Annotated in this window: 18 protein-coding genes and 2 pseudogenes; 6 read left to right on the top strand and 14 right to left on the bottom strand. The window is 73.4% G+C overall.

Going from position 1 to position 21,581, the window contains the following annotated elements; all coding sequences use genetic code 11:
- Window positions 1-56 precede the first annotated feature (56 nt).
- Window positions 57-1,016, top strand: coding sequence for an ABC transporter substrate-binding protein (locus tag DRB89_RS30240; protein ID WP_112451457.1), 960 nt, complete (start codon window positions 57-59; stop codon window positions 1,014-1,016).
- A gap of 8 nt (window positions 1,017-1,024) precedes the next feature.
- Window positions 1,025-1,777, top strand: a complete 753-nt coding sequence (locus DRB89_RS30235; RefSeq protein ID WP_162689006.1) for an amino acid ABC transporter ATP-binding protein — start codon at window positions 1,025-1,027, stop codon at window positions 1,775-1,777.
- Window positions 1,778-1,868: 91 nt separating this feature from the next.
- Here the strand turns inward: DRB89_RS30235 and DRB89_RS30230 are convergent, their stop codons facing one another.
- Both DRB89_RS30230 and DRB89_RS30225 read right to left on the bottom strand, forming a co-directional pair.
- A complete protein-coding gene (locus DRB89_RS30230) occupies window positions 1,869-3,053 on the bottom strand; it encodes a cytochrome P450 (RefSeq protein ID WP_112451455.1) in 1,185 nt (394 codons plus the stop codon).
- Window positions 3,043-3,783, bottom strand: coding sequence for a tRNA-dependent cyclodipeptide synthase (locus tag DRB89_RS30225; protein ID WP_112451454.1), 741 nt, complete (start codon window positions 3,781-3,783; stop codon window positions 3,043-3,045). Before DRB89_RS30225 ends, DRB89_RS30230 begins: the two co-directional genes overlap by 11 nt.
- Window positions 3,784-4,048: 265 nt before the next feature.
- Here DRB89_RS30225 and DRB89_RS30220 point away from each other — a divergent pair.
- Window positions 4,049-4,482: pseudogene (locus DRB89_RS30220) on the top strand (hypothetical protein).
- A gap of 91 nt (window positions 4,483-4,573) precedes the next feature.
- Here the strand turns inward: DRB89_RS30220 and trpS are convergent.
- The 4 genes and pseudogenes from trpS to DRB89_RS30200 form a co-directional block, all read right to left on the bottom strand.
- The gene (gene trpS / locus DRB89_RS30215) at window positions 4,574-5,647 is read right to left on the bottom strand and encodes a tryptophan--tRNA ligase (protein ID WP_112451453.1); all 1,074 of its coding nucleotides are present in this window, start codon (window positions 5,645-5,647) and stop codon (window positions 4,574-4,576) included.
- 227 nt (window positions 5,648-5,874) lie between these two features.
- Entirely contained in the window at window positions 5,875-6,624 is a 750-nt protein-coding gene (locus tag DRB89_RS30210; RefSeq protein WP_112451452.1) for a GntR family transcriptional regulator, read from the bottom strand.
- Window positions 6,625-6,686: 62 nt separating this feature from the next.
- Entirely contained in the window at window positions 6,687-7,016 is a 330-nt protein-coding gene (locus tag DRB89_RS43850) for a hypothetical protein (RefSeq protein ID WP_204357853.1), read from the bottom strand.
- A 101-nt stretch (window positions 7,017-7,117) separates the two neighbouring features.
- Window positions 7,118-7,402, bottom strand: a pseudogene (locus tag DRB89_RS30200) (glycosyltransferase family 2 protein); the annotation flags it as partial.
- A gap of 123 nt (window positions 7,403-7,525) precedes the next feature.
- On the opposite strand from DRB89_RS30200, the gene DRB89_RS30195 reads away from it, so the two are divergent.
- Together DRB89_RS30195 and DRB89_RS30190 are read left to right on the top strand one after the other, a co-directional pair.
- The gene (locus tag DRB89_RS30195; protein ID WP_112451451.1) at window positions 7,526-8,326 is read left to right on the top strand and encodes a response regulator transcription factor; all 801 of its coding nucleotides are present in this window, start codon (window positions 7,526-7,528) and stop codon (window positions 8,324-8,326) included.
- Entirely contained in the window at window positions 8,319-9,428 is a 1,110-nt protein-coding gene (locus DRB89_RS30190; protein ID WP_112451450.1) for a HAMP domain-containing sensor histidine kinase, read from the top strand. The genes DRB89_RS30195 and DRB89_RS30190 overlap by 8 nt, the downstream gene beginning before the upstream one ends.
- A gap of 42 nt (window positions 9,429-9,470) precedes the next feature.
- On the opposite strand, the gene DRB89_RS30185 is transcribed toward DRB89_RS30190, so the two are convergent.
- From DRB89_RS30185 to DRB89_RS30170, 4 genes are all read right to left on the bottom strand, one after another.
- Window positions 9,471-10,535, bottom strand: coding sequence for an NAD-dependent epimerase/dehydratase family protein (locus DRB89_RS30185; protein WP_112451449.1), 1,065 nt, complete (start codon window positions 10,533-10,535; stop codon window positions 9,471-9,473).
- A gap of 105 nt (window positions 10,536-10,640) precedes the next feature.
- Entirely contained in the window at window positions 10,641-11,234 is a 594-nt protein-coding gene (locus tag DRB89_RS30180) for a DM13 domain-containing protein (protein ID WP_239516887.1), read from the bottom strand.
- A gap of 126 nt (window positions 11,235-11,360) precedes the next feature.
- The gene (locus tag DRB89_RS30175; RefSeq protein ID WP_112451447.1) at window positions 11,361-11,864 is read right to left on the bottom strand and encodes a VOC family protein; all 504 of its coding nucleotides are present in this window, start codon (window positions 11,862-11,864) and stop codon (window positions 11,361-11,363) included.
- Window positions 11,865-11,997: 133 nt separating this feature from the next.
- The gene (locus tag DRB89_RS30170; protein WP_162688786.1) at window positions 11,998-12,783 is read right to left on the bottom strand and encodes a hypothetical protein; all 786 of its coding nucleotides are present in this window, start codon (window positions 12,781-12,783) and stop codon (window positions 11,998-12,000) included.
- A 217-nt stretch (window positions 12,784-13,000) separates the two neighbouring features.
- On the opposite strand from DRB89_RS30170, the gene DRB89_RS30165 reads away from it, so the two are divergent.
- The gene (locus tag DRB89_RS30165) at window positions 13,001-14,725 is read left to right on the top strand and encodes an acyl-CoA dehydrogenase family protein (RefSeq protein ID WP_112453906.1); all 1,725 of its coding nucleotides are present in this window, start codon (window positions 13,001-13,003) and stop codon (window positions 14,723-14,725) included.
- A 79-nt stretch (window positions 14,726-14,804) separates the two neighbouring features.
- Here DRB89_RS30165 and DRB89_RS30160 read toward each other — a convergent pair whose 3' ends face one another.
- The 4 genes from DRB89_RS30160 to DRB89_RS30145 form a co-directional block, all read right to left on the bottom strand.
- Entirely contained in the window at window positions 14,805-15,917 is a 1,113-nt protein-coding gene (locus DRB89_RS30160; protein WP_239516886.1) for a substrate-binding domain-containing protein, read from the bottom strand.
- A 110-nt stretch (window positions 15,918-16,027) separates the two neighbouring features.
- Window positions 16,028-17,071, bottom strand: coding sequence for an ABC transporter permease (locus DRB89_RS30155; RefSeq protein WP_239516396.1), 1,044 nt, complete (start codon window positions 17,069-17,071; stop codon window positions 16,028-16,030).
- Complete coding sequence (locus tag DRB89_RS30150; protein ID WP_239516395.1) at window positions 17,068-18,702, bottom strand: sugar ABC transporter ATP-binding protein; 1,635 nt, start codon at window positions 18,700-18,702, stop codon at window positions 17,068-17,070. The genes DRB89_RS30155 and DRB89_RS30150 overlap by 4 nt, the downstream gene beginning before the upstream one ends.
- Window positions 18,703-18,799: 97 nt before the next feature.
- The gene (locus DRB89_RS30145; protein WP_112463898.1) at window positions 18,800-21,517 is read right to left on the bottom strand and encodes a SpoIIE family protein phosphatase; all 2,718 of its coding nucleotides are present in this window, start codon (window positions 21,515-21,517) and stop codon (window positions 18,800-18,802) included.
- Window positions 21,518-21,581 lie beyond the last annotated feature (64 nt).

Here is a 21,581-nt window from a genome sequence, read left to right as displayed (position 1 = left end):
ACCTGGGCCCCCGCCCGTCTCCTCGCCACGCCCCGCCACGGAAAGGCCTCCCCGCTGTGAACCTCCCCGGGAACGGGATCCGCACCCGCCTGCGCACCGCCGCCCTCCTCGCCCTGCTGCCCGTGTCGGCGCTGACGGCCTGCGGCTCCTCCGGCGGAGCCCCGGCGGTGGCGGGGGCCCAGGTCTCGCCCGCCCCGGCCGACGACCCCGTCGCCGGCGTGCGGGCGGTGGACTCGATCGCCGCCCTGCTCCCGCCGGAGGTCCGCAAGGCGGGCACCCTGCGGGTCGGCGGCTCCGTCGGGGCCCCGCCCTCGGCCTACTACCCGAACGGGCAGGACAAGCCGCCCGCCGGCCAGGACATCGACGTGGCCGACGCGGCGGCCAAGGTCCTCGGCCTGCGGCTGGAGCGGCAGGACGCCTCCTTCGAGACGATCCTCCCCGCCCTCGGCAGCGGCAAGTACGACTTCGGCACGGGCAACTTCGGCGTCACCACCGAACGCCTGAAGACCATCGACTTCGTCACCTACGTCAACGACGGCCAGGGCTTCGCCGTCAAGACCGGCAACACCGCGCTCACCACGCAGGTCTCCGACCTCACCCAGCTGTGCGGGCTGACCATCGGCACCGGGGCGGGCACGACGTTCGAGAAGACCCTCACCGCGCAGAAGGGCGTGTGCGCCACGGCGGGCAAGAAGCCGTACGAGGTCAAGGTCTTCTCCGAGACCGGGGCCGTCACCACCGCCCTGCAGCAGGGCCGCATCGACGTCGTCATGTCGACGATCAACGGCCTGCGCTACCAGGCGGCGCAGCCCGCCGCGCAGACCACCTTCCTCGGCGAGTACCACCGGCTGGACGTCGGCTTCGCCTTCAAGAAGGGCTCGGCGCTGACCCCGGCCTTCCAGGCAGCCGTCAACGAGCTCATCAAGAACGGTACTTACGCCCGGATCCTGCAGAAGTGGGGAACCACCGCGTCCGCGATCGACACCTCGCGGATCAACCCGGCCGAGCACACGTGAGCGACTTCATGGTCGACGTCCGCGCGGTCCACAAGAGCTTCGGGCCGCTGGAGGTGCTGCGCGGCGTCGACCTGCGGGTGCGCGCCGGTGAAGTCACCGTGATCCTCGGCCCGTCGGGCTCGGGGAAGTCCACGCTCCTGCGCACCATCAACCACTTGGAGAAGGTCGACCGCGGCTGGATCAGTGTCGACGGCGAGCTCATCGGCTACCGCGGCGCCCGGGGCAAGCTCTACGAGCTCAAGGAGAAGGAGGTCCTGAGGCAGCGCACGCACATCGGCTTCGTCTTCCAGAACTTCAACCTCTTTCCGCACCTCACCGTGCTGGACAACGTGGTCGAGGCCCCGGTCTCCGCGCTGCGCCGGCCGAAGGGGGAGGCGCGGGAAGCGGCCCTGCGGCTGCTGGAGCGCGTGGGCCTGGCCGACAAGGCCGGCGCTTACCCGCGGCAGCTGTCCGGCGGGCAGCAGCAGCGCGTGGCCATCGCCCGCGCGCTCGCGCTGGAGCCCAAGGTGCTGCTCTTCGACGAGCCGACCTCGGCGCTCGATCCGGAACTGGTCGGCGAGGTCCTGGACGTCATCAAGGACCTGGCCCGCGCCGGAACCACCATGATCGTGGTGACCCACGAGATCGGCTTCGCCCGGGAGGTCGCCGACACCGTCGTGTTCATGGACGAAGGGGTCGTCGTGGAACAGGGTCCGCCCGAAGCCGTCCTGGACGCCCCGCGGCACACCCGCACCCGCGCCTTCCTCGCCAAGGCCCTGTGACGGACCCCGGCCCGAGGGCCGGGCAGGGCGCCCTGAACAGCCCCGGCCGGAACATCCGGCCGGGGCTGTCGGCGTACCGGGTGCGGTCCTGCTACCAGAGGACGGGGAGCCGCTCGGGCAGGCGCTTCATGAAGCGGGTGCGCCAGACGAGCTGGTCGACCGGCACCGCCAGCTGGAGGTTGGGCATCTTCTCCAGGAGGACCTCGATGGCGATCTCGGTGTGCCGCTTCCCGAGGGCGGTGGCGGGGCAGTAGTGCTGGCCGCCGCCGAAGGAGAGGTGCGTGGCGGCGTTTTCCCGGTCGATGTCGAAGGCGTGGGGATCCGGGAACACGGCCGGGTCGGTGTTGGCGGCCTCGACCAGGACGAGGAGGAGCTCGCCCTTCTTGACCTCGACGTCGCCCAGGGTGAGGTCCTCGAGCGCGAGCCGGGGCAGACCGTCCGCGATGGAGAGGTTGACCCGCAGGAGTTCGTCCACGGCGGCGGGGATCCGCTCCGGGGACTCGCGCAGCTCCTGCCACACGTCCGGGTTCTGGAGGAGCGAGACGATCGCCATCGTCAGGAACCCCATGGTGGAGATGACCCCGGCGCCGAACAGTGTGACGCCGACCGTGGCCAGCATCTCGTCGGTGAGGTGGTCGTACTGGGAGTCCTTGCGCAGGGCGGCGAGCTCGGCGATGAGGCCCGTGGTGGAGGGGTCGTCGAGGCGCTCCACCATGTAGGCGATGTCCCGGTCCCAGTTGAGCTTGGCGCCGGTGACGGGGCAGGCCGAGTTCATGAACGCGATGTCGAGGCTGGCGGCCAGGCGCGGCGCATCGGCCTCGGGGATGCCGAGGATGCGGCAGTGCAGGTTCTCGGCGTACGGATTGGTGAACTGGCCGCGCAGATCGACGGGCGCACCGTGCACGAGGAGGCTGTCGATCAGCTCGGAGGCGTGGGCGCGCATCCAGTCGGTGAGCCCGTCGGTCTTCGGGTTGATCGCCTTCAGGACGGCCTTGCGCAGCCCGGCGCCCGTGATGTTGCCCATGTTGTTGACGACCTCGGGCGGGATCGTCAGCGCGTACTGGCGGGGTACGCCGGGCGCCGACGTGTCCTTCAGGCTGAACCTGGGGTCTTCGAGGACCTGCTTCGCCAACGGATAGGACGAGACGAGCCAGGCTTCGTCCCCGGCTATCGTGCGGACCCGCTTGACCGGCTCGTCGCGGAGCTCCTCGATCTCGTGGGGGAGCTGGTCGCCGCGTGCGGAGAACGGGAAGTCCAGAAGGGTGTCAGCGGGCATCGGGGTCTCCTTCGGCGGGGGTGATCACGGCGTGGCCCTGGTTGCGCGAGGCGCGCAGACCATAGCCGCGTGAGTAGAGCAGTTCCGCCATCGGCAGGAGCTGGTGGTAGCAGTTGAGGGAGGACGGCACGCCGAGGATGGCGGGCGTGTCGAGGAAGAGCGGCGCTTCCGCGCAGACGTACTTCAGGCAGACTTCGCGCTGCCGGGTGGTGGCCGCCTTTCCGTCCAGGACTTTGGAGGAGAGGAAGCTGTCGACCAGGGAGTCGCAAGTGGTGCGGAACTCCGGGTCGTTGTCCAGCAGGTTGGTCAGGTGGCTGTGCAGGGCCCGGTACGCGGGGATGTCGGTGAGGGCCGACATCGGACGGGCGCGCAGCCGGACGCCGGTGGGGTCGGTCTCGGCGGCGGCGTTGTTGACCTTGGCGCGGACGCCGCGCAGGTTCTTGACCGCCTTGCGGCGGGCCTCGTCCGGGTCGTAGCCCAGGGCCTCGTACATGTCGGCCACGTGGAGGTCGGTGTAGATGATGTCGACCTGCTGGAAGTTGCGCATTCCCCATTGGGCGAGGTCGAGGACGCGCTGGGCCGAGAAGTAGCTGTTTCCTGGTGAGATGCCTATGACGGCGTGATCGCCCTCATGGTGGATCACCTGGCAATGCGGGGTGTACGGCCGGACTGTGAAGACTTCGGTCGCTGTCGTCAACAGGTGTCGGGTCCTTTGTGCCGCTAGTCCCATGGGGCCTTGTGCCCAAGGTGTGGCGGCGACGTCACGGACCGTACCCGAACGGTGGGCGGCATTCCATGGCTTCTGGTCGGTAACTCACCTGTCGGACAGCACAGTTGACTAGGGCATCGATATATCGGTACCAGACCGGCGGGTCGCGGGGGGTCCGACACAATCGGAATGATCGCTTCCCCCCAGGCCTCGAACGGTGGGCCGGTACAGTCGATTTGGGCCGCGCACGGCCCCCGACGGGAGCCCCCTCACCGAGGAACCACGCATGGACCAGGCCCACGCACCCTTCCGACTCCTCCCCGGCGCGGCCGCGTCGCCGGTGATCCTGCACGTCCCGCACTCCTCGCGCTTCGTACCGGAGCCCGTCCGCCGCGGCATCCTGCTGGACGACCGTGCGCTCGAGCGGGAGCTGGACCACATCACCGACTCCCACACCGCGGACATCGCGGCGGCCGCCGCGGCGGGATCCGCCGTCACGCCGTGGCAGTTCGTCAACGATTCGGCGGCACGGGGCTCGATAGCCCCTTCGCCGGCACGTACGTACCGCTGGAGCACTACGGCAAGGACGACCGGGTCGGCGCGCTGATGATCGAGATCCGCCGGGACACATACATGACCGAACCGGGCGGCCCCGCCGGCCCCGGCCTTCCCGCGCTGACGGCGGCGCTGACGGAGCTCGTGGACGGCCTCTTCCCGTAGCGCTGCCGCTGGGCCCGTCGGCTCGGGTGGGCGGGGCGGCCGGCAGCCCGGGGCCCCCTCGGCCACCCGGCCGGGCCGGCGCCCGGTGCCGTCAGTACGCCATCCCCATGGCGGCCCGGACCTCGGCGAGGGTGGCCTCCGCGACGGCGCCCGCCCGCTCGTTGCCGGCGCGCAGCACGTCGCGTACGTGGTCGGGGTCGGCCGCGAGCTCCGCGCGGCGCGCCCGCAGCGGTGCGAAGCGGTCGTTGACCGCTTCGGTGACCGTCTTCTTCAGCTGCGCCGCGCCGCCGTCGCCGATCTCCTCCGCGACCGCCCGAGGGTCCCGCTCCTGGCACAGGGCGGCGAGCAGGACGAGGCCGGAAACCTCGGGGCGGGTGGCCGGGTCGTAGGTGATGCGCCGGGACGCGTCCGTCTTGGCGCTCCTGACCAGGGCGGCGGTCTCGTCGGCGGTGGCCGACAAACCGATGGCGTTCCCGCGCGACTTGCTCATCTTGGTGCCGTCGGTGCCGAGCAGCAGCGGAGCGGCGGACAGCAGGGCGTCGGGCTCCGGGAAGACCGGACCGTCCTGGCCGTAGCGGTCGTTGAAGCGGCGGGCGATGGTGCGGGTGACTTCCAGGTGGGGGAGCTGGTCCTGCCCGACGGGGACCAGATCGGCCTTGCAGAACAGGATGTCGGCGGCCTGGTGCACCGGGTAGGTGAACATCAGCCCGCTGACCGATGCCTGCCGGGAGTGGGCGATCTCGTCCTTGACGGTCGGATTGCGGCGCAGTTCCGCCACGGAGACCAGGGAGAGGAAGGGCAGCAGCAGCTGGTTGAGGGCGGGCAGCGAGCTGTGGGTGAAGATCGTGGACCGCTCCGGGTCGATCCCGGCCGCCAGGTAGTCGAGCACGAGGTCCTCGACGTGCCGGGCGAGGTGTTCGGCGACGTCCCGGTCGGTGAGGACCTGGTAGTCGGCCACGATCACGAAGGTGTCCACGCCCAGGTCCTGGAGTCTGACCCGGCCCTGCAGGGTGCCGAAGTAGTGCCCCAGGTGCAGCCGTCCCGTCGGCCGGTCGCCGGTCAGCACCCGGAACCGGCCCGGATCGGCGGCGATCAGCCCTTCCAGCTCGGTGCTGCGCCGCCGTGCGACCGACAGGTCCGGGGCCGGGGTCGTGGACGTACTCATCGGCGGATTCCTCCTGCGTGCGCGGTGCCGTGGACGTGGGTGGCTCGGGGCGGCACCCAGACCGGCCGCCTATACCAGAGGCAGACCAGATGGTTCCAGGTATACGCCCCAAGGCGGTGCAATTCCACCTCGCGGGTGTGAAAAAGGGCGGATGGCGCGAGAGTGTGGACCAAGGGCCCGCCAGGGACGGTCGAGGGTCAGTCGGCCGAGGGTCGGCCGGCCGAGGGTCACCCCAGGGTCAGTCGTACCTCGTGGCGGTCGCCCCGGTAGGTCTCCCGGGTGTCGGCGCAGGGAGCGCCCTCGGCGTCGAGCGACAGGCGGCGCGTGTTCAGGACGGCCGAGGGGCCGCTCAGGTCCAGCAGGCGCTCCTGCTCGGCGTCGGCGAGGGCGGCGCGGGCCGTGTACCGGGCGCCCACGGGGACGTGCCCGGCGGCGGCCAGGACGCCGAAGAGGGAGGCGGTGGTGAAGTCCGCCCCCGCGACGGCCGGTGCGACGGCGAGCGGTACGAGGTCGTGCGTCACGCACACCGGCAGGCCGTCCAGGAAGCGCAGCCTGCGCAGCTCGAACAGCTCGGCCCCGGTGGTGATCCGGAGCCGCTCGGCCTCCTCGGAGGCGGCCGGCCGGGTACGGGCGCCCAGTACGCGCGCGGTGACCGCGCGGCCCAGGCTCCGGTTCACCCCGCCGAAGCCGGCCAGGGCCGCGGTGTCCGCGGAGTGGCTGAAACCGACCCGCCGCACCCGCCAGCCGCGCCGCTCGGAGGACTCGACCAGTCCGTCCTCCTCCAGGGCCTTGAGGGTGCGGCGCAGGGTGGAGCGGCTGATCCCGAGCTGCTCGCACAGGTGCCGCTCGGAGGGCAGCCGCTGGTCCGGCGCGAGGGCGCCGGCCGCGATGGCGTGCGCCAGGGCCTGCTGGGCCAGGACGTACGGCGGCTGGCCGCCACCGGACGACACGTGGGTGAACACGGGCTCCACGGGCATGGCGGGCTCCCACTCTGCCGGGACGGGCGGCGGTCCGGAGGGCGACGAAGGTGTGGGCGAGCCTAGACCGTCCGTCTCGCGGGAGCGGCGTGCCGTGCGGCGGCTCGCCGCCGGACCGGGGCCGTCACCAGGACGAGGGCGGCCGCTGAGCCGTACGCGGTGCTGCTCAGGGCCGCCTGGTAGCCGACCGTCGGGCCGAGGACGTACACCGCGGCGCCCGCGAGCGCGATGCCGAGCCACTCCCAGCGTCCGTCCAGGGCGACGAGCGCGATCAGGAGCAGCGCGTACCAGGGGTAGCCGGGGGTGAGGAGGGCGAAGGCCCAGCCGGTGACCAGCAGGGCGCCGCTCCACGGCCGCCGCGGATCCCCGCGCCACATCACGTACAGGGACACGGCCGCGAGGACGGCGACCAGCGCGGGGAAGGCCCAGGAGTCGGGCAGGACCAGGCGCAGCAGGGAGTAGCGGGATCCGGCCGAGGGGTCGTCGTAGCCCGGCCGGGGTCCATGGAGGCGTCGCAGTCGCAGAAGCACACCAGTTCGGCGCGCGCGGCCAGCAGCCCGGCGTGGCAGGCGGCGCCGAAGCCGCGCCGGGTCTCGTGCACGACGGTGGCGCCGAGGGCGCGGGCGATGGCCGCCGAGCCGTCGGTGGAGCCGTTGTCGACGACGACGGCCCGCCACCCGGCGGGCACCCGCGCCAGCACCCAGGGAAGGGCTTCCGCCTCGTCGAGACAGGGCAGTACGAGGTCCGCGAGGGGCGGACGGCAAGCAGAAGGAGTCACCCTCCACACCGTAGGAACCGGAAGGCGGCGAAGGGCACCGCAAGACCTTACGAAACGCGGACACCGCGCCCCACGGCAGTGGGCCCGGGTCCACACGGCGCGGCGCGGTGTCACTCTGGAGGCATGGCATCCAGCAGCGAAACCGACCGCGGCCCGGCCCGCGGCGACGTCACGGGCCGCGTCCTCGTGGTCGACGACGATCCGACCGTCTCGGAAGTCGTGGCGGGCTACCTGGAGCGGGCCGGATTCACCGTGCACCGGGCCGCGGACGGCCCGGCCGCGCTGGAGGCCGCCGCCAGGCACCGGCCCGACCTCGTGGTCCTCGACCTGATGCTGCCCGGCATGGACGGCCTGGAGGTCTGCCGTCGGCTGCGGGCGCAGGGGGACGGAAGGCGTCCCGTGGCCGTGGTCATGCTCACCGCGCGCGGTGACGAGGACGACCGGATCCTGGGCCTCGAAGTCGGTGCGGACGACTACATGACCAAGCCCTTCAGCCCGCGCGAACTGGTCCTGCGCGTACGGTCGGTCCTGCGCAGGTCGGCCGCGGCGGCCCCGGCCGACGAGCCCTTGCTCGTGGCGGCCGGTCTGACGGTGGACCCGGCGGCCCGCCGGGTGACCCGGGACGGAGTGGAACTGGCCCTCACCCTGCGGGAGTTCGACCTCCTCGTCCACTTCCTCCGGCACGCCGGCCAGGTCTGCGACCGGGAACGGCTGATGCGCGAGGTCTGGGGCTGGGACTTCGGCGACCTGTCCACCGTCACCGTCCACGTCCGCAGGCTCCGGGCCAAGATCGAGCGGGATCCGGCCGATCCACAGCTGATCCGGACCGTGTGGGGCGCCGGATACCGCTTCGAAGCGGGGCCCTGCCCGGTCGGCCCGGCCGGGGGCGCGGCCGGTGCCCGTGGGGAGGACGGCCGTGCGTGACCTGCTGCTGATCGCCCTGTACGCCTTCCTCGGCGCGGGAGCCGCCGGGCTGCTCGGCGCCGTCGCGCTGCGGATACTGCGCCGCCGGAGCGTCGCCGTGTCCCTCGCGGTCGTCGCGGCGGTCGCCGTGTCCGCGATGCTCGCCGGGACGCTCGCGGTGGCATGGGCGATGTTCCTCTCCTCCCACGACCTCTTCGTGGTGACCACGGTCGTCGCGATGGCCGCGGCCGTGTCCCTGGGCACCGCGCTGCTGCTGGGCCGGCAGGTCGTGCGGCGCTGCCGGGAACTCGTGGCCGCGGCGAAGGACTTCGGGGAGGAGGGCACCTTCACGGCTCCCGTCGTGCCCGCCCCCGCCGAACTCGCGGCGCTGAGCCGCGAATTGGCCCTCACCGGTGAGCGGCTCGCGGCCTCGCGCGAACGGGAGCGGGCCCTGGAGACCTCGCGGCGCGAGCTGGTGGCCTGGATCTCGCACGATCTGCGGACCCCACTGGCCGGGCTGCGCGCGATGTCGGAGGCGCTGGAGGACGGCGTGGTGGCCGATCCGGCCCGCTACCACCACCAGATGCGCGCCGAGGTGGACCGCCTCAACTCCATGGTCACCGACCTGTTCGAGCTGTCCCGCATCCACGCGGGCGCCCTCTGCCTCGCACCCACCCGGATGTCCCTCTACGACCTGGTCGGCGACGCGCTCGCCGGCGCGGACGCCCTCGCCCGCGAACACGGGGTGCGCCTGGCCGGCGGAAGCGTGGCCCCGCTGCCGGTGGAGGTCGACGGCAAGGAGATGACCCGGGTGCTGTCCAACCTGCTGGTCAACGCCATCCGCCACACCCCGGCCGACGGCACGGTCGCGATCGCCGCCGAACGCCGCGCGGACGCGGTCGTGGTGTCCGTCACCGATGCCTGCGGCGGCATCCCCGAGGAGGACCTGCCCAGGGTGTTCGACACCGGCTGGCGGGGCTCCCGGGCCCGCACGCCCCCCTCGGGCGCGGGGCTCGGCCTGGCCATCGTCCGGGGCATCGTCGAAGCCCACTCCGGGCACGCGGACGTCCACAACGTGCCCGGTGGCTGCCGCTTCGAACTGACCCTCCCGGCCCCCGCGTAGGCCGTACCGGCGCGGGGCCCCTGCCGGCGCCCCGCGCCGGGCTCAGCCCGCCGAGCCCGCCGACGCGCGCTGCCCGGCCAGGGCGAACGCGGCCATCCCCTCCGCGAAGCCGACCTCCGGGCGCCAGCCCAGCTCGCGGCGCAGCCGGGCGGAGTCGGCGGTGATGTGCCGGACGTCGCCGAGGCGGAACCCGCCCGTCACCACCGGGGCGGGGCCGCCGTGCGCGGCGGCCAGCGCGGCGGCCATCTCTCCGACCGTGTGCGGTTCTCCGCTGCCGGTGTTGTAAGCCGTCAGCGTGCCCGCCTCCCGTGCGCCGACGGCCTCCAGGGCCACCGCGTTCGCCGCGGCCACGTCCGTGACGTGGACGAAGTCCCGCCGCTGCGCGCCGTCTTCGAAGACCTGGGGGGCCTGGCCCCGGGCGAGCGAGGAGCGGAAGAAGGAGGCGACGCCGGCGTACGGGGTGTCGCGCGGCATGCCCGGCCCGTACACGTTGTGGTAGCGCAGCGACACCGCCCGGCCCTCCGTGCACCGGGCCCAGGCCGCCGCCAGGTGCTCCTGGGCGAGCTTCGTGGTGGCGTACACGTTGCGCGGATCGGTGGGCGCGTCCTCGCCGACCAGGCCCGGCGCGAGCTCGGCCCCGCAGTCGGGGCAGCGCGGCTCGAACCGGCCGGCGGCCAGATCCGCCGTCAGCCGGGGCCCGGGGCGGACCACCCCGTGGCGCGGGCACTCGTACCGGCCCTCCCCGTAGACCACCATCGACCCGGCCAGTACGAGCTCCCGGACGCCGGCGGCCGCCATCTCCGCCAGCAGCACCGCCGTCCCGAGGTCGTTGCAGGCGACGTACTCCGGGGCGTCGGCGAAGTCCTTCCCGAGCCCGACCATGGCCGCCTGGTGGCACACGGCGTCCACCCCGCGCAATGCGGCCCGCACCGCGCCGGCGTCCCGTACGTCCCCGTGCAGGAACTCGGCGCCGGGCAGCGGTGGCGTACCGGGATGGGCGGCGGGCAGCAGGGCGTCGAGGACCACGGGTTCGTGCCCGCGGTCCTCGAGGGCGGTGACGATGTGGGAGCCGATGAACCCGGCTCCTCCGGTGACGAGTACGCGCATGCCCGGGACGTTACGCAGCGTGCGATCCCCGCGGGGTCTCCCACGCGCGCACGTAAGACTTCCGTCATACGGGGAGGGCGGGAGCCCGGCGGGCCGCCGGCGGCGTCACGCCGGGCCCAGGGCCGCGGCGCCGAAGGAGACGTCGAAGCGGTCGCACCAGATGGTGACGCTGCTGTAGTCGGCCAGGTCCACGCCGGCCGGGACCTCGTAGTTCTGGTCGCCCTTGTTGCCCTTGAGCTTGCCCAGGCTCACGTACTTGCCGTCGTCGAAGACCGACCAGCCCGCCACGCCCTCCTTGACCGGGGCATCGGTCAGCCAGACCCGCAGGTCGGGACCGTTGCTGGTGTCGAGGTTCTCCAGGCGCAGGGTACGGGAGCCGTCGGGGAGGAGGAGCAGCTTCGCCGTGCCCGTGGTGGCGTGCTCGTGGCTGATCAGGGTGCCCAGGGCGAGGGTCCGCGGGCCCGCCGGTGCGTCGGAGGGCCCGCCGGCGGCCGGGGACGGCCGTGAGGCCGGGGGCGTCACGCCCGTGCCGGTCGGAGCCGTGCTCGGCGGGGCCGCGTTCGGCAGGGACGCGTTCGGCGGGGAGGCGTTCGGCAGGGCCTCCCTGACGGTCTCGTCCTGCCACAGCTTCCACGGCTGGAACCAGTACGAGCCGATGCCCAGCGCCGCCACCGCCGCGATCAGTGCCCCGGCCCGCACCCGGCCCCGCCGCTTCTTGTCCGCCACGTGCGTCTCCGTCTTCCGGGCGGGCCGCCCACCGGTCCGCTCACCGCATTCAACGCGGAGGCGGCACCGGGCGCCATGCCCGCCCTGATGACGAAGTTCTTACGCCTCGGGCCGGGGCGGTGCGGCGTCCGGCGCGGAGCCCAGGGACCGCGCGGCTTCCTCGGCCCGCCTCTCCATCTCCTGCGGCGGAACGTCCTCCACGTGCGTCGCGACGTTCCAGCGGTGGCCGAAGGGGTCCTCGAACTGCCCGGTGCGGTCGCCGTAGAACTCGTCCTTGACCGCCGACAGCTGCGTGGCGCCCAGGCCGAGGGCCTTGGCGAAGACGGCGTCCACGTCCTCGACGTACACGTGCAGGGTGACCGGAGAGCCGCCCACCGTGTTCGGCGAGCGGAACCCGAGGTCCGGGTACTCGTCCGCGAGCATGATGACGGAGTTGCCCAACTCCAGCTCGGCGTGGCCGATCCTGCCGTCGGGCGCGGGCATCCTCATCCGCTCGGTCGCGCCCAGCACGGAGACGTAGAAGTCGATCGCCGCCGCGGCTCCGTCGACGCAGAGGTAGGGAGTGATCCGCGGATATCCCTCGGGAACGGGCTTGACGGTCACCGGGCACCGCCTTTCCGGACAGTGACGATCACCGCAGACCGCCGTCTGCGACCACTGTCGTCCCGGACCCGCGGATCGCCCGCCCACGCCGCGCGGCAGCCCGCTGCCGGATGCCCCGAACGGCTGAGGCGGGTCAACGGGGGTCCGCGACGCCGCCGGCCGGGTCGGCCGGGACGCCCGCGTCGGTGGACCGCAGCAGGCGCAGGAACGCCTTCACGCCCGCGATGATCTCCTGGTTGTCGGTGAGGCGGTTCACCGTGGACTCGAACTCCCTGCCCAGCGCGGCGATCCTGCGGTTCGTCTCCTCGGTCCGCTCGTACGAGCCCATGGCCAGCGCGTCCACGGTGCGGCGCAGCTCGGCGAGGGCCCGGTACTGCTCCTCCGCCTTGTCCTCCAGGGCCCGCGTCCCGGCCTCGGCGCGGTTCAGCCGGGCGTGCAGTTCGACGACGTCGTCCCGCGGGTGGGTGACGTCCTTCAGGAGGCTGCCCAGGCGCCGCCGGAGCTGGCCGAAGTACGCGCCGGCCGGCCGGAAGAAGGTGCTCAGCAGGAAGAACGCGGCGAACCAGTAGCCCGTGAACTCGCCCGTCGCCCACGTGACCGCGAGGACGACCGCCACCGTCAGGACGTGGCCCGCGACCGCCACCCGGAGCATCGTGCGCGCGATGCGCGCGGCCTCGGCGTCCCGGGCCGGGGAGACCTCCATGCCCTTCTCACGGCTCACCGCGATCTCGGCGAGCACCGCGTGCGCGCGGAAGTACAGGTTCCAGGGCAGCGTGAGCAGGAGCAGCAGCCACAGGAGGCTCAGCGCGCCCGCCCCGACGGCGAACACCACCGCGGGCGGTGCCCCCGCCACGTAGGCGAAGACCAGTGCCGCGGCCGCCGCCACGACGGCTGCCGCCACCCCCAGAGACCTGCCCATGCCCCCGCCTCCCGTCCGAACGCCCGGACTGCCCATGGTCCCCGGCCCGGTGCGGGCAGGCCATGAGTAGGCGTACTCAGGTTCGCGGCAGGGGAGTCCGAGGACGGATCCCCCCGGCCCGCCGCTTCCCTCGGACAGGTTTCCCCGGGCCGAAGCCGGGGGAGGGTGGGGCGGGCCTCGCACCCCGCACCCCGCATCGTCCGGAAGGCGAATGACCATGAGCGACCCGCTGCTGTTCAACCCGCGCACCTACGACCCGGCGCACTTCGACCCCGAGACCCGCAGGCTGCTGCGCGCCACCGTCGACTGGTTCGAGGCCCGCGGCAAGCGCCGGCTGATCGAGGACTACCGCACGCGCGCCTGGCTCGCGGACTTCCTCGCGTTCTCCGCGAAGGAGGGGCTCTTCGCGACCTTCCTGACCCCGGAACCCGCCGCCGGCCAGGACGGGGCCGACAAGCGCTGGGACACCGCGCGCATCGCCGCCCTGAACGAGATCCTCGGCTTCTACGGACTCGACTACTGGTACGCGTGGCAGGTGACCATCCTCGGTCTCGGCCCGGTCTGGCAGAGCGGCAACGCCGCCGCCCGCGACCGTGCCGCGCAGCTCCTCGCCGAGGGCGAGGTGTTCGCGTTCGGCCTGTCGGAGAAGACCCACGGCGCGGACATCTACTCCACCGACATGCTGCTGACCCCCGAGGGCGACGACGGCTTCCGCGCCACCGGGTCGAAGTACTACATCGGCAACGGCAACGCCGCCGGACTGGTCTCCGTCTTCGGCCGCCGCACCGACGTCGAGGGCCCCGACGGCTACGTCTTCTTCGCCGCGGACAGCCGCCACCCCGCCTACCACCTCGTGAAGAACGTCGTCGACTCCTCCAAGTACGTCAGCGAGTTCCGCCTGGAGGACTACCCGGTCGCCGCCGCCGACGTCCTGCACACCGGCCGCGCCGCCTTCGACGCCGCCCTCAACACCGTCAACGTCGGCAAGTTCAATCTCTGCACCGCCTCGATCGGCATCTGCGAGCACGCGATGTACGAGGCCGTCACCCACGCGCAGGGCCGGATCCTCTACGGCCGCCCCGTCACCGCCTTCCCGCACGTGCGCCGGGAGCTGACCGACGCGTACGTCCGCCTCGTCGGGATGAAGCTGTTCAGCGACCGCGCCGTCGACTACTTCCGCTCCGCCGGCCCGGACGACCGCCGCTACCTGCTGTTCAACCCGATGACCAAGATGAAGGTGACCACGGAGGGCGAGAAGGTCATCGACCTGATGTGGGACGTCATCGCGGCCAAGGGCTTCGAGAAGGACACCTACTTCGCCCAGGCGGCCGTCGAGATCCGCAGCCTGCCGAAGCTGGAGGGCACGGTCCACGTCAACCTCGCGCTGATCCTCAAGTTCATGCGCAACCACCTGCTGGAACCGGCCGACTACGCACCCGTGCCGACCCGCCTCGACGCGGCCGACGACGCCTTCCTCTTCCGCCAGGGACCGGCCCGCGGCCTGGGATCCGTACGCTTCCACGACTGGCGCCCCGCCTACGAGGCGTACGCCGCCCTGCCCAATGTCGCCCGGTTCCGCGAACAGGCCGACGCCCTGTGCGAGTTCGTCACCAGGGCCGCCCCGGACGAGGCGCAGAGCCGCGACCTCGACCTCCTCCTCTCGGTCGGCCAGCTGTTCGCACTGGTCGTGCACGGCCAGCTGGTCCTGGAGCAGGCCAAGCTGACAGGCTTGGACGAGGACGTGCTGGACGAGCTGTTCGGCGTCCTCGTACGCGATTTCTCCGCGCACGCGGTCGAGCTGTACGGCAAGGAGTCCGCCACCGCCGACCAGCAGGGCTGGGCGCTGGGCGCGGTCCGCCGGCCGGCCGTCGACGCCGACCGCACGGCGCGGGTCTGGGCCCGGGTGGAGGCCCTGGCCGGGGCGTACGAGATGGCGCTCTGACGCGTCCGGTCGCCGTACGGGCCGCACCGCCCGTACGGCCCCTACGGCCCGTGCGTCAACCCGCGGTGACCCGGGTCGGTCACTGCCCGTGCCAGATCCGCTCGTACGCCTCCCGGTAGCCCCGCGGGTCCCAGGACGTGGCCCCGCCGCTGTTCTCGGCCGTCACCACGTGGACGGGTGCCACGTACCCGCTCGCGGGCCCGCCGGCGAAGGCACGGTTGAACTCGTCGACGATCTGCCACCCCTGCTGCGACAGCGGTTCGGGGACGGTGGCGGCCTGGAACCGCCGGCTGTTGATGCGCTGGAAGGCGGAGGGGTCGCCGTCCCCCGCGCCGATGTTGAAGGGCGGCCCGGCTCCGGGGCGCCCGGCGCCGCGCAGCGCGGGGGCGGCGTCGGCGAAGTAGAGGTCGTTGATCGCGACGGAGTGGGTCCACCGGTCCCGGAAGCGGGAGATGAGGGAGGAGACCTGCTGCGGGGTGCGCTGGCTCGCGTCCGGGATGGGGATGTTCTCGGTCGCCAGCAGCGTCACCCCGGGACAGGCCGCGAGCCGCCGTTTGATCAGCTCGGACTTGTTGTGGGCGAACGGGATGGAGTCGTCGGTGAAGACGACGACCCCGGCGCCGCCGTCGGACCCGGCGATGACCCAGTCCGCGCTGACCCGTCCGACCTCCTCCACCTTCGTGGTGATGTTGGTGAAGAGCCGGGGACTCGTGCTCGGTCCGGGGGAGTCGACCGCGTGCCAGCCGATCAGCGGGATTCCCGCGGCCCCGGCCCGTGCCACCTGCTGCGCCGTGAGCCGGGGATCGAAGCCGCCGATGACGATGCCCGAGGGTGCCAGGGTGACGGCCTGGCTGAGCGCGGCCTGGATGCCGGCGGGGGTGCCGTCCCCGTCGATCACCCGGACCTGCCAGCCGATGGCCGCCGCGGCCTCGCGGACGCCCTTGGCGACTCCGGCGACACCGGGGTTGGTCATGGTCTGGGCGACGTAGACGACGGTCTTGTCGGGCACCGCCCGGGGGCCGGTCGTGGGCCCGTTCCAGGACAGGTCCGTCCGCTCGGCCCGCTGGACGGACTCCTTCGCCTGCGCCAGTACGGCCGGGCAGCCGGCGCCGGCCGACGGCGAGGCCGCGCCGGAGGCCGGGGACGACCCGCCCCCGCAGCCCGCGGCGAGGCCGGAGGCGGCCGCCCACAGGGCCGCGGCCGCGAGGACGCTGGTGCGGTTGCGGTTCGGGTACACGGTGCTCCTGACCGGGAGGTGCGCTGGGGGCCGGGCGATGGTGCGAGGGGTGGTGACGGGGGCGCTTACGGGCCGCCGGCCGCCGGCGGCTCCGATGGCGCGGGCGGTTCGTGGGGCGGGCGCCGGTCCGTCGCGGCCCGCGCGCGCAGCCGCCGCCTGGCCGCGTAGCCGGCCAGACCGACCGCCATCAGCAGGGTGCCGCCGTTGAACAGCGGGGTGGCCCAGAACTGGGCGCCGAGCTGGCCGATCCCGGCGAGCCCGACGGCCAGCACGCTGACGGCCACGAGGGTGCCGAGCGCGTTGGCGCGCCCCGGCTTGACCGTGGTGGAGCCGAGCAGCGCGCCGACGAAGGCGGGCAGCAGGTAGTCCAGGCCGACGCTCGGGTTGCCGATCTGCTGTTGCGCGGCCAGCAGGACCCCGGCGACGCCCACGACCAGGCCCGATCCGGCGAAGGCGTAGACGGAGTACCTGCGGGTGGGGATGCCGATGATGGCGGCGGCACGGGGGTTGGAGCCGACGACGTACAGGTACCGGCCGAACGGCAGCCGTTCCAGCACCACCCACAGGACGGCGGCGGCCGCCAGCACGTAGAAGGCGGGCAGGGGCAGGCCGAGGAACCGGGAGTCGTACAGGCCGGTGAAGGAGGCCGGCAGGCCCTCCGGGCCGGGCACGATCCGGCTGCCGTCGGTGAGCCATCCGGTGAGCGCGTACATGATGCTGCCGGTGCCGAGGGTGGCGATGAAGGAGTCGATCCGGGCGAACTCGACGATGACCCCGTTCAGGGCGCCGATCAGCGCCCCGCCGAGGACGACGGCGAGGCCGGCGACCGGCCAGGGCGTCCCCTCCTCGACGATCAGGTGCATCACCAGGACGTGGGCCAGGCCCAGCCCGTAGCCGATGGACAGGTCGAACTTGCCGATGGCGATCGGGATCGTCGCACCGAGCGCGAGGAGGGCGGGGATCGACTGGTTGGACAGGATGGAGGACACGTTCTCCCGGGTGGGGAACGTGTCCGGCAGGGCGATGGAGAACGCCACGAAGAGCAGGGCGGTCAGGGCCGGCAGGCCGTAGTGCCCGATGAGGTGCCCCCGCGGGGACCAGGAGGTCACCGGTCCGTCGTGCTTCCGGTGATCGCGGGCATGGCCGAGGCGGCGCGGGTGAGCTCGGCGGGCGTCAGGGCGGCGCCCGACAGTTCGGCCGCCACCGATCCGCGGACGAGGACCAGCGCGCGGTGACAGAGGTCCGCGACCTCCTCGAAGTCGGTGGACACCAGCAGGACCGCCAAGCCCTCGGCCGCGGCCTCGTCGAGCAGCCGGTGGATCGACGCCTTGGCGCCGACGTCCACGCTCGCCGTCGGCTCTTCCAGGATCAGCAGTCGCAGCCGCCCGCGCAGCGCCCGGCCGAGGACGACCTTCTGCTGATGGCCTCCGGACAGGGTGGCCAGGGCCGCCTCGCTGTCGCGGGGGCGCACCGAGAACCGTTCGATCAGGGCGTCGGCCTCGCGCCGCTCCCGCCGGGGAGCGAGCCAGCTCCAGGCCGGCACACCGGCGGCCCGGGGGTTGGCCAGGAGGTTCTCCCGGACCGTCAGATCGGGGGCGCAGCCCTCCTCCTGGCGGTTGGCGGGTACGAGGCCCACCCCCCGGTTCAGGGCGTCGGCCGTGGTGCGCGGACGGTACGGACGCCCGTCGAGCAGGGCCCGGCCGCCGAGCATCGGCAGCGCGCCGGCCAGGGCGCGGCCCAGGTGCATGTGGCCGGCGCCGGTCAGCCCGACCATGCCGAGGATCTCTCCGGGCGCCAGATCCAGGCTGACGGGCCCGGTGCGCCGCGTCGTCACGGCGTCGAGGCGCAGTACGGGAGGCCCTCCGGCGGCCGGGCGGCCGGAGACCGGACGGCCGGAGGCCGTGCGGCCCGCGGTCACCGCGGCGGCGGGCCCGCGCCGGGCCGGCGGACCGCCCGCGATGTCGCGGACCAGACGGGCGGGGCCGTACCCGGCGAGCGGCCCCGAGCTGACGAGGCGTCCGTCGCGCAGGACGGCGAACGTGTCGGCGACCCGGTACACCTCGTCGAGCCGGTGGCTCACGTACAGGACGGCGTGTCCCCGGTCGCGCAGGGTGTGCAGGACGTCGAAGAGCCGGGCGCAGTCCGCGGCGGGGAGCGTGGCGGTCGGCTCGTCGAGGACGAGGAGTTCGGCCCGGCGTGCGAGCGCGCGGGCGATCGCGACGAGGGAGCGTTCGGCGGGTGCCAGGTCCGCGATCCGGGCGTCGGCGTCCAGGTGTCCGGCGACGGTCCGCAGGGCCTCGTCGCAGCGCTCCCGGGTCCGGCGCCAGGAGATCAGACCGTGGCGCCGGGGGTAGCCGGTCCCCAGGGCGATGTTCTCGGCGACCGTCATCCACTCGATGAGGCCGAGGTCCTGGTGGATGAAGGACATCTTTCCGGAGGCGGCTTCGGAACGGAGCGGGTGCCCGTCCACCGTCACCTCGCCCTCGTCCTCCCGCTGGACACCGGCGAGCACCTTGATGAGCGTGGACTTCCCGGCGCCGTTGGGACCGAGGAGGGCGAGCACGCTGCCGCGGTGGAGGTCGAGGCTGACCGCGTCCAGCGCCACGGTGCCGCCGAACCGCTTGCCGAGACCGCGCATCCGGACGAGCGGCTCCCCGCCGGAAGGCCCGCCGGAGGGCCCGCCGGAGGGCCAGGGGCGGCCGCTCGCCGAGGTGTCGGAAGTGTCATGGGCGTCATGCACGGGACGTCTCCGGGGCTGACCTCGGATCCCCCTCTCGGAGGGTGGGACAGGCAGGATGCTACTGGCAGTCACGGTGCAATTGCGTGCATGACGGACCCTATGCCGCGTCCAGGGCGCATTCGGCCCAGATGACCTTGCCGCGGGGCGTGTAGCGGGCACCCCAGGACTGGGCCAGCTGTGCCACGAGGAACAGGCCGCGCCCGCCCTCGTCCGTGGTGGCCGCCCGCCGCAGGTGCGGGGCGGTACTGCTGCCGTCGGACACCTCGCAGATCAGCGCGCGGTCGTGGATCAGGCGGACCTGGATCGGCTCGGTGCCGTAGCGGATGGCGTTGGTGACCAGCTCGCTCAGCACCAGCTCGGCGGCGAACGCGAGCTCGTCCAGCCCCCAGTCGGCCAGCCGGCGCGTGGCGGCGGCGCGCAGCGCGGACACCCGCTCGGGGTCGGCCGGCAGGTCCCAGACCGCGATCCGGTCGGCGGGCAGGGTGCGGGTGCGGGCGACGAGCAGGGCGATGTCGTCGGAGGGGTGCTCGGGAGCCATGGCGTGCATGACCGCCTGACAGGTCTCCTCGGGGCTCCGGCCCGGGTGGGCCAGGGTGCGCCGCAGCCGGTCGAGGGCCACGTCGATGTCGCGGTGGCGGTCCTCGACGAGCCCGTCGGTGTAGAGCACGAGGGTGCTGTCCCGGGGGAGCGTGATCTCGGCCGTCTCGAAGGGCAGGCCGCCCAGGCCCAGCGGGGGGCCCGCGGGCAGGTCGGGGAAGCTCGCGGTGCCGTCCGGATGGACCAGGGCGGGCGGGAGGTGGCCGGCCCGGGCCATGGCGCACTGCCGCGAGGTGGGGTCGTAGACGGCGTACAGGCAGGTGGCGCCGACGATGCCGGTGCTGCCGGTGGCGTGGTCGTCCCCCTCCTCCCGGTCCAGACGCACCAGGAGGTTGTCCAGGTGGGTGAGGAGTTCGTCGGGGGCGAGTTCCAGTTCGGCGAAGTTGCGCGCCGCGGTCCGCAGCCGCCCCATTGTGGCGGCGGCGTGCAGCCCGTGGCCGACGACGTCGCCCACGAGGAGCGCGACGCGGGCGCCGGACAGGGGGATGACGTCGAACCAGTCGCCGCCCACTCCGGACTCGGCGGGCAGATAGCGGTGAGCGACCTCGACGGCGTCCTGCTCGGGCAGGCCGCGGGGGAGCAGGCTGCGCTGGAGCGCCAGGGCCAGGGTGTGCTCCCGGGTGTAGCGGCGGGCGTTGTCGATGCACAGGGCGGCGCGGGCCGCGAGCTCTTGGGCCAGCCGGCTGTCGTCGTCCGCGTACGGGGCGGGGTCCTGCGCGCGGTAGAAGCTCGCGATGCCCAGCAGGACGCCGCGGGCCAGCAGCGGCACGGCGATCAGGGAGTGCACGCCGCGCGCCATGATCCGGCGGGCGCGATCGGGGTCCTGCGCGATCCAGCCGGCCGCGGACCCCAGCTCGGGTTCCAGGAACGTGCGGCTCTCGGTCAGGCAGCGCATGACGGGATTAGCGGCGCCCAGCCGTACGTGCTGACCCGCCGGGTAGAAGGGGCAGTCGTCGCGGATGCCGTGGACCACCGTCCGGTACAGGTCCGTCCCGGGACCGGCGGGGTCGTCGCCGCGCAGTACGGCCTCGGGCAGGTCGACGGTGACGTAGTCGGCCAGGGCCGGGACGGCCATCTCGGCGAGCTCGTGGGCGGTGCGGCCCACGTCCAGGGTGGTGCCGATACGGGTGCTGGCCTCGGCCAGCAGCTCCAGGCGGCGCCGCGCCTCGACGGCGTACTTCCCGACCTCCGGCTCGCCCACCAGGACCAGTCCGCGGACCGCGGCGGGCCGCTGCGCGGTTGTGGGCGCCGGTGGCCCGTCGTTGTTGAGCACGGCCTCGACGACCATGCCCGCCACCCCGGAGCGGCTCGTCACCGGGTGGCTCAGCAAGGTGGCCCCTCGGCCGTGGGGGAGTGCCACGTCGACGACGGCCCGCCGGAACGAGGAGATCAGCTCGCTCGCCCGGTCCTTGAGGATCGTCTGATCGCGCGGATCCAGCGCGGGACCGGTCGGCTCCCGCAGCCCGGTCGGTCCCTCCGGACCGGTCAGTCCCTCCCTGCCGGTCGGTCCCTCCGGACCGGTCAGTCCCTCCCTGCCGGTCGGGCCCCCCGGTCCGTCCGGCCCGGCGTCCAGGTACGCCCGCAGCAGCTCGCGCTCGCGCCGCGAGCTCTGCTCCGTCATCCGCCGCTCGATCGTCCCGGCCGCCCGGCGGAGCAGGACGGCGAGGGCCGGGTGCTCGTAGGTGTGCGGGTAGCCGAAGCAGAGCACGCCCGCGATGTGCCCGCTGAGCTGGTCGCGGATGGGTACGGCGCAGCAGGCGTTCGACTGGGCGCGTTCGGCGAAGTGCTCCGCGCCGAAGACCTGGATGGGGCCGCGTTCGGCCAGCGCGAGGCCGATGCCGTTGGTCCCGGCGAAGCGCTCGGCGAAGACGAAGCCGGGCACGCTCTGGATGGGGGGCAGGCTGCGGGCCAGGGAGGCCTCGCCGAAGCGGCGTTGGAGCACCGTGCCGTTCGCGTCGGTGACCGAGATGTTCATCTGGCTGTCGGAGAACCGGGACTGCAGTGCGTCGAGGACGGGTCCGGCGGCCCGTACGAGCCGGCTGTCCGGATCGAAGTCGTCCCGGTAGGGCAGCTCGGCCCCGTCCGGTGACAGGCCCAGCAGCCGGCAGCGCCGCCAGGAGTTCAGGATCGGGCCGCGCACGCCGGCCTCGACCGGCTCGCCCCCCAGGAACCGCTCACGGGAGCGTGCGGGGCCGATCTGCTCTCCCGTGACCCCCATCTGCATCACTTCCCCTTGCCGATGCCGCGCTCGGCCGTCCCGGGACGAAAGTTGAATCAGTGTG

This window comes from Streptomyces sp. ICC4, assembly GCF_003287915.1.
Lineage (GTDB): Bacteria > Actinomycetota > Actinomycetes > Streptomycetales > Streptomycetaceae > Streptomyces > Streptomyces tritrimontium.
The sequence above is the reverse complement of the archived record's forward strand: the minus strand, read 5'-3'. Positions and strand labels throughout refer to the sequence as shown.